This window comes from Pseudomonadota bacterium (assembly GCA_010028905.1).
Taxonomy (GTDB): domain Bacteria; phylum Vulcanimicrobiota; class Xenobia; order RGZZ01; family RGZZ01; genus RGZZ01.
Window position 1 is genome coordinate 1 of record RGZZ01000337.1, and the last position, 5,611, is coordinate 5,611.

Annotated in this window: 7 protein-coding genes; 5 read left to right on the forward strand and 2 right to left on the reverse strand. The window is 68.1% G+C overall.

The features are described 5' to 3' along the window. A partial coding sequence (locus tag EB084_18410) for a hypothetical protein (GenBank protein NDD30234.1) occupies nucleotides 1-474 on the forward strand: 474 nt, incomplete at its 5' end. A 53-nt stretch (nucleotides 475-527) separates the two neighbouring features. Then, nucleotides 528-1,007, forward strand: a complete 480-nt coding sequence (locus tag EB084_18415; protein ID NDD30235.1) for a hypothetical protein — start codon at nucleotides 528-530, stop codon at nucleotides 1,005-1,007. A gap of 3 nt (nucleotides 1,008-1,010) precedes the next feature. Here the strand turns inward: EB084_18415 and EB084_18420 are convergent, their stop codons facing one another. Together EB084_18420 and EB084_18425 are read right to left on the reverse strand one after the other, a co-directional pair. Continuing rightward, nucleotides 1,011-2,333 (reverse strand): TldE/PmbA family protein, encoded by a 1,323-nt coding sequence (locus EB084_18420; protein ID NDD30236.1) that lies wholly within the window; start codon nucleotides 2,331-2,333, stop codon nucleotides 1,011-1,013. Then, complete coding sequence (locus EB084_18425; protein NDD30237.1) at nucleotides 2,333-3,766, reverse strand: TldD/PmbA family protein; 1,434 nt, start codon at nucleotides 3,764-3,766, stop codon at nucleotides 2,333-2,335. Before EB084_18425 ends, EB084_18420 begins: the two co-directional genes overlap by 1 nt. A gap of 184 nt (nucleotides 3,767-3,950) precedes the next feature. On the opposite strand from EB084_18425, the gene EB084_18430 reads away from it, so the two are divergent. The 3 genes from EB084_18430 to EB084_18440 form a co-directional block, all read left to right on the forward strand. Then, on the forward strand, nucleotides 3,951-4,721 hold the full coding sequence (locus EB084_18430; protein NDD30238.1) for a sulfite exporter TauE/SafE family protein: 771 nt from the start codon (nucleotides 3,951-3,953) through the stop codon (nucleotides 4,719-4,721). Continuing rightward, nucleotides 4,703-5,320 carry a hypothetical protein gene (locus EB084_18435; GenBank protein NDD30239.1) on the forward strand — a complete coding sequence of 206 codons (618 nt, stop codon included), beginning with the start codon at nucleotides 4,703-4,705 and terminating at the stop codon, nucleotides 5,318-5,320. The genes EB084_18430 and EB084_18435 overlap by 19 nt, the downstream gene beginning before the upstream one ends. Before the next feature lie 12 nt (nucleotides 5,321-5,332). Then, nucleotides 5,333-5,611 (forward strand): hypothetical protein (locus EB084_18440; GenBank protein NDD30240.1); only part of this gene is annotated, 279 nt, incomplete at its 3' end.

Consider the following 5,611-nt stretch of genomic DNA (forward strand, 5'->3'; position numbering starts at 1 on the left):
CAGGCTGGCCAGTACTCGAACGTGACTGACACCTTCCAGAGCCCGCAGTCGCCCGGATGGAACCCGTTCCGCTTCTTCGGCAAGACGCCCGAGCAGGGGGGGCTCACCCCCGAGCAGGTGCAAGACCTCGCCACTCAGGCCACGGGTGAGAAGTACGTCGAGATCTTCCGCGAGGGGCACGATCCGTTTCAGGCCCTTCCGCTCATCCAGCGCGCCGCGCAGACGCCCGGCAGCGATGGGGTGCCGGTCTCGATGCAGTGGGATGGCGGGCGTCACCGCGTCCTCGTCACCGATATCCGTGGAGATCGGGTCTACTTCCGCAACCCGTGGGGCGAGCGCACGTCGGGCAACGTCAACGAGCGTCTCATGGGCAGCGACCATCAGATCCACGATGGTGGGGTCGAGAGCGTGCCCATCCATGACTTCGCCGCGCGCATGAAGAGCGCCATCGTTCCGCAGCAGATGGCGGGCTGACCCGCGGGGCACACGCATCTCCTCGCGCCCTTGTCGCGCGCGGGGCGCCAGCGATGGGTACATCTCTCCCAGGAGGATGTACGCCCATGGAATTTCCCCGTCGCATCGCGCTTGCCGAGGTCAAGGAGCTCATGCTGCGCGAGCTTCCCGTGATGTTCGTCGATGCTCGCACCGCCCACGACTGGCGTGACGAGGAGCTGATGCTGCCCCGGGCGCTGCGTGTCGACCCGGCGGAGGTCGACGTCGCTGTCTCGCGCGTGCCGCGCGCCGGCGCCACCGTCGTGGTGTACTGCGATAGCCCGAACGAGGCGTCGAGCGCAGCAGTGGCGCGGGCGCTCGTGGCCCGCGGGCACGAGGAGGTCTACGTGCTCGACGGAGGGTATCGCCGATGGCTCGCGTCTGACGGCCCCATGCAGCGCAAATCGGAGCAATGGCTGCACCAGCGGGTGGCCTCGCAGCCGAATCTCGTCCACGACAAGGGGATTCCCGCTGACATCGAGCATGGGCAGAAGCGCATGCCGCTGCCGGAGTGATCGCTACAGCGTGAAGGTGAAGCCTTCGATGAGGGCGCCGGGCAGCCGGGTGCTCGATGTGTTGCGGCCTCCGTAGGTGAGCGGATTGAGAATCAGCTCGCGCTCGCGGGTCAGCCCCAGCAGGCTGGTGCCGAGCACCCGATAGAGCGTCTCGTCGAAGCGCATGACGTTCACCGGCGCGACGATGCGCCCGTTCTCGACCCAGAACGTGGCAAAGCGCGTCATGCCCGTCATGCGGCAGGCGGTGCGGTCGGAGAAGTTCAGGTAGTGCAGGTTGTTGATGTAGAGCCCCGTGCCGAGGCGCTCGAGCACCTCGCGCTGTGGCAGCTCGCCGGCCGCCATGTCGAGCGATTCCGGTGTCTCGTCGTCGGCAGCACCGTTGGCCGGCACGTCGTACTCCTCGGCGCTGCGCGGAGACGTGAGGCAGTCCGCGTAGCGTCCCCCTTCGATGAGCGAGACGCGGGCGGGCTTGAGGAAGCCTTCCGCCTGGAAGTTGGCGGCCACGCCCTCGCCTGTGTTCTCGCTGATCGAGACGGAGGGATGGAGGGTTGCCCCTTCCTCGACCATCCGGATGAGCGGGGTCTGCTTGGTGCGGTGGTCCTTGAGACCGAATCCGCCCCACGCCATCATGCCCACGATGTCTTCCAGGGCCACGGGCGTGAGGTAGACGCGATATCCTCCCGGGTCGATGGTTCGCGCGGGAGTGGCGAGGTGCCCCAGCTGCTCGCGGGCTTCGGACATCTTGCGCGCGAGCTCGGCTGAGTCCCACGTGAAGCCGGCGTAGCCGCACTTCACCGCCTTGTCGGTGCTGTGATAGAGGCTCCAGTCGAGGTTGTGGCTGAACGAGGCAAACCAGTTGCGCTGCCCGAGCGAGCTGGCAAAGCCGTGGAAGATGCCGCCCGCCGCGTAGATGCCCACGAGGTCGAGCCCCTTGGCGGCCGCGAGAACCTCGTCGACGGCCGTGCTGGCCTCGGGAAGGCAGTCGGGCTCGATGTGCTCGGTGCTGTTCACCTCGGTGGAGAAGCGCAGGTAGGGGTCTTCCGGCAGCTCGGCGATGCGGTCGCGCAGCGCCTCGACGAGCGACTCGACACGCTGCCGGTCAAACGCCAGATCGCCGCTGAGCGAGAGCTGTCCGGTGATGTGCCGTCGACCGTCGATGAGCCGCACCGAGAGGTAGCGCTGGGTCACGTGCATGGCCTGGCGCACCTTCGACTGGTTGAATCGCGCGAAGTTGCTCGCCTCTCCGGAGAACGTGGCCAGGTACTGCTCGTCTTTTCGCAAGCACGGCTGAATGGCATCTGCGAGGGCGTAGAACTCGTTCTGCATCACACGCCTCCGAACACATCGACGTTGCGGAACAGGCATGTCGGTGACGCGTGCCCCGTGCGAACCATCTGGTTGGGCTCTCCCTTGCCGCAGTTCGGCGTGCCGAACACCTCGAACGTCCGGTCGTCGCCCACCATGGCAAGGCTTCGCCAGAACGTCGAGGAGACGCCACGGTAGTTCGGCGTCTTCACCACTTCAGCCAGTCGACCGTTCACGATGCGGCGCCCCCACTCGCAGCCGAACTGGAACTTGTTGCGCGAGTCATCGATCGACCAGCTGTTGTTGGTCTTCATATACACGCCGCTCTCGATGCCTGCGACCATGTCGTCGAAGGTCGAGGTACCGGGCTCTAGATTGAGGTTGGCCATGCGATCGATGGGGGGGCGGTTCCACGAACACGCACGTGCGTTCGCCACGCCCTCGACCCCTGCCCGGCGCTGTGAGGTGAAGCCGCCCAGCGGACGCATCAGGATGCCCTTCTCGATGAGGAAGGTGCGCACCGCGGGGCTGCCGTCGTCGTCGAAGCCGTAGCTGGCGTGGTGCTCCGGCTGCGTCGGGTCGTAGGTGACGTTGAGCAGATCAGAGCCGTAGCGATAGGTGCCGAACATGTCGAGGGTGACAAAGCTGGTGCCCGCGTAGTTGCGCTCGTCGCCCAATATGCGGTCGAGCTCGAGGGGGTGTCCGATGGACTCGTGGATCTGCAGCGACATCTGGTCGGGGGCGAGCAGCAGGTCCATCACGCCGCTCGGGCAGTTCGGCGCGAGCAGCAGCTCGAGCGCCTCTTCTCCGATTCGGGGAGCGGCCGTGAGGAACCCGACGCGTTCCAGCGACTCCCATCCGCCCTGGCGACCGAAGCCGCGCCCCCCGAGGGAGCGGGTCTGGGTCTCCGCCCCCTCGTTGGCGGTGGCCTCGAGGAAGGGCACGATGTACGTGAGGCGCTGCCGCGCCGCGCCCCCGTTTGATGTGATGTAGAGGGTGTCGGTCTCGAGGTTCCACACCGAGGCGCTCCAGTCGACGATGCGCGCATCGATCTTCAGCCGCGCGCTCTGCTCTCGCAGCAGGTCGATCTTCTCGCGCAGCGGCACGCTCGACCAGGCGAGGGTCACGGGCGTGGCATATTCGCCCCGAGGCGCGGGGAGCTCGAAGCGGCTGAAGTCGACGACACTGCGCCCGCGGGTGTGTCGGGCCCAGGCGCACGCCTCTTCTGCGGCGCGGGCGAGTCCGGTGGGGCTCAGATCGCTCGTGGCGGCGTAGCCGAGCCCTCCCTTGTCGATGATCGTGATCATCGCGCCTGCCTCGCTCGACAGGGCGACGGGTTCGAGCACGTCTTGACGTACCTCGATGGATTCCGAGCGCTCGTCGACGAAGCGCAGCGACCAGAAGTCGACGTCGGGCGCGACGCGGCGGAACCGCTCTTCGATCTCTGCGTGCATGGGGCCTCCGTGGGGGTCTCGCCTGCGCGCGTAGAAGGCAGGCGGAGTCGACAGCAAGGGTACGACCCTCGGTGCGAGGAACCCTCGTAGGGTGACGCACGGAATGGGTCCGTGATGGCCGCGGCGCGGCGTGAGCGAAACGCGGTCACATCAGCACCCGACGTGAGGAGGAGCGAGCAGCGCGATGACCGGACTCGAGGCCGTGAGCGCCTTCGCCGCGGGGTTTGCGGGCGGTCTCGTCAACGCCATCGCGGGCGGGGGAACCCTGGCCACGTTCCCCGCGCTGATGGCGCTCGGGCTCGACGCCAAGATGGCCAACGCCACGAGCACGGTGGCGCTGTGGCCGGCGTCGCTGGCGGGCGCCTGGGGACATCGCCGGCATCTCGACGGGGCGGGCACCGTCATCGCGCGGCTCGCTGTGCCCAGCCTCGTGGGCGGCGCGCTGGGCGCGATGCTGCTGCTGCACACGCCATCGGTCATGTTCGCGCGGGTGGTGCCCTGGCTGCTGCTCTTCGCCACCCTGCTCTTCGGGGCGCAGGAGGCCGTCGCCCGCAAGCTCCGCAGCGCGCAGGTCGAGGCCTGTCCCACGACAGGCTGGTGGGCGGCAGCCATGCTCTTCCAGCTCGGCGTGGGAATCTACGCGGGCTACTTCGGCGCGGGCGCGGGAATCTTGATGCTCGCCGCCCTCGGACTGCTCGGCATCAGTGATGTGCACCGCGCCAACGGCGTGAAGAACATCCTCGGGCTCTGCGCGAACGGCGTGGCTGTGCTCTCATTTGTCGTCGCGGGCGTCGTGGTCTGGCCCGTCGCGCTCATGACCGCGGCCGGCGGAGCGGTGGGCGCCGGCGTATCGGCGGCGGTGGCGTTGCGCCTGGGGCGTGCCTACGTGCGGGGAACCGTGATCGCCATCGGCATCATGATGGCGCTCGACATGCTGTGGCGGGCGTGGCGATGAGGGAGCGAGACACTCAGGCGGCTGTCCGTGGAGACGCCTCGACGGGAGAGGGTGTCGGGTCAACTTCACGGGCCCTGCGCGTGCGACGACTTCCGGGGGCGCTGATCACGTTCTTCGTTCTCGCGCTGGTGTTCGCCATCGCGCAGCCTCGCGAGACGCCTCTGCGTCCGCATCCGTGTGTCGTGCTCGTCACCGTCGACTGCCTCACGCCCGACTGCCTCGGCGCCTATGGCCGGGCAGACGCCGGCACGCCGGTCATCGATCACCTGGCCGCGGAAGGCACCCGTTTCACCGATGTCCACGCCCAGTCCGACTTCACCACCGCCAGCACGTTGAGCCTGCTCTTCTCGCAGTGGTTCACCCAGATGGTGCTGCTCCGGCCGCGGAGCCCCGGGCCTTCGCTGGCGTCGGCGTTTCAGGGCCAGGGGTATTCCACGGCGGCCTTCATCGGCACGGCTGTGCTGTTCGACCCCCGCGTCAGCGAGGGGTTCGCGGTCTATCGCAGCGCAGCGCTCGAGTCCGGCGGGGTCTGGAGCGCGCAGCGAACGACCGACGAGGCTCTCCGCTGGGTTCAGGCGCAACGTCGCGATCACCCCTGATTCCTCTGGCTCATGTACTGGAACCTGCACTCCAGCGACGCACAGCGCGATGAGGCGCAGCGCCAGCGCGTCATCAGCGACATCGACAGCGAGCTGGGGCGCCTGCTCGCCGCGACCCGAGGGAGCGCTTCCGACCTGCTGGTCGCTGTCACGTCTCAGCACGGCATGGAACCCGCGTTCGGCACGGGGGCTTCGGGTCATGGCCTGGGCGGGCACGGTCTGTACGAGGGCAACCTCGCGGTGCCGCTCATCGTCTGGGGGCCGGGTCGGGTCGACGTGGGGCGGACGCTG

What these genes read in the sequence shown, in the direction of transcription:
- EB084_18415 (NDD30235.1), top strand. Translation starts at nt 528, where the DNA reads ATGGGTACATCTCTCCCAGGAGGATGTACGCCCATGGAATTTCCCCGT.
- EB084_18420 (NDD30236.1), bottom strand. Translation starts at nt 2,333, where the DNA reads ATGCAGAACGAGTTCTACGCCCTCGCAGATGCCATTCAGCCGTGCTTG.
- EB084_18425 (NDD30237.1), bottom strand. Translation starts at nt 3,766, where the DNA reads ATGCACGCAGAGATCGAAGAGCGGTTCCGCCGCGTCGCGCCCGACGTC.
- EB084_18430 (NDD30238.1), top strand. Translation starts at nt 3,951, where the DNA reads ATGACCGGACTCGAGGCCGTGAGCGCCTTCGCCGCGGGGTTTGCGGGC.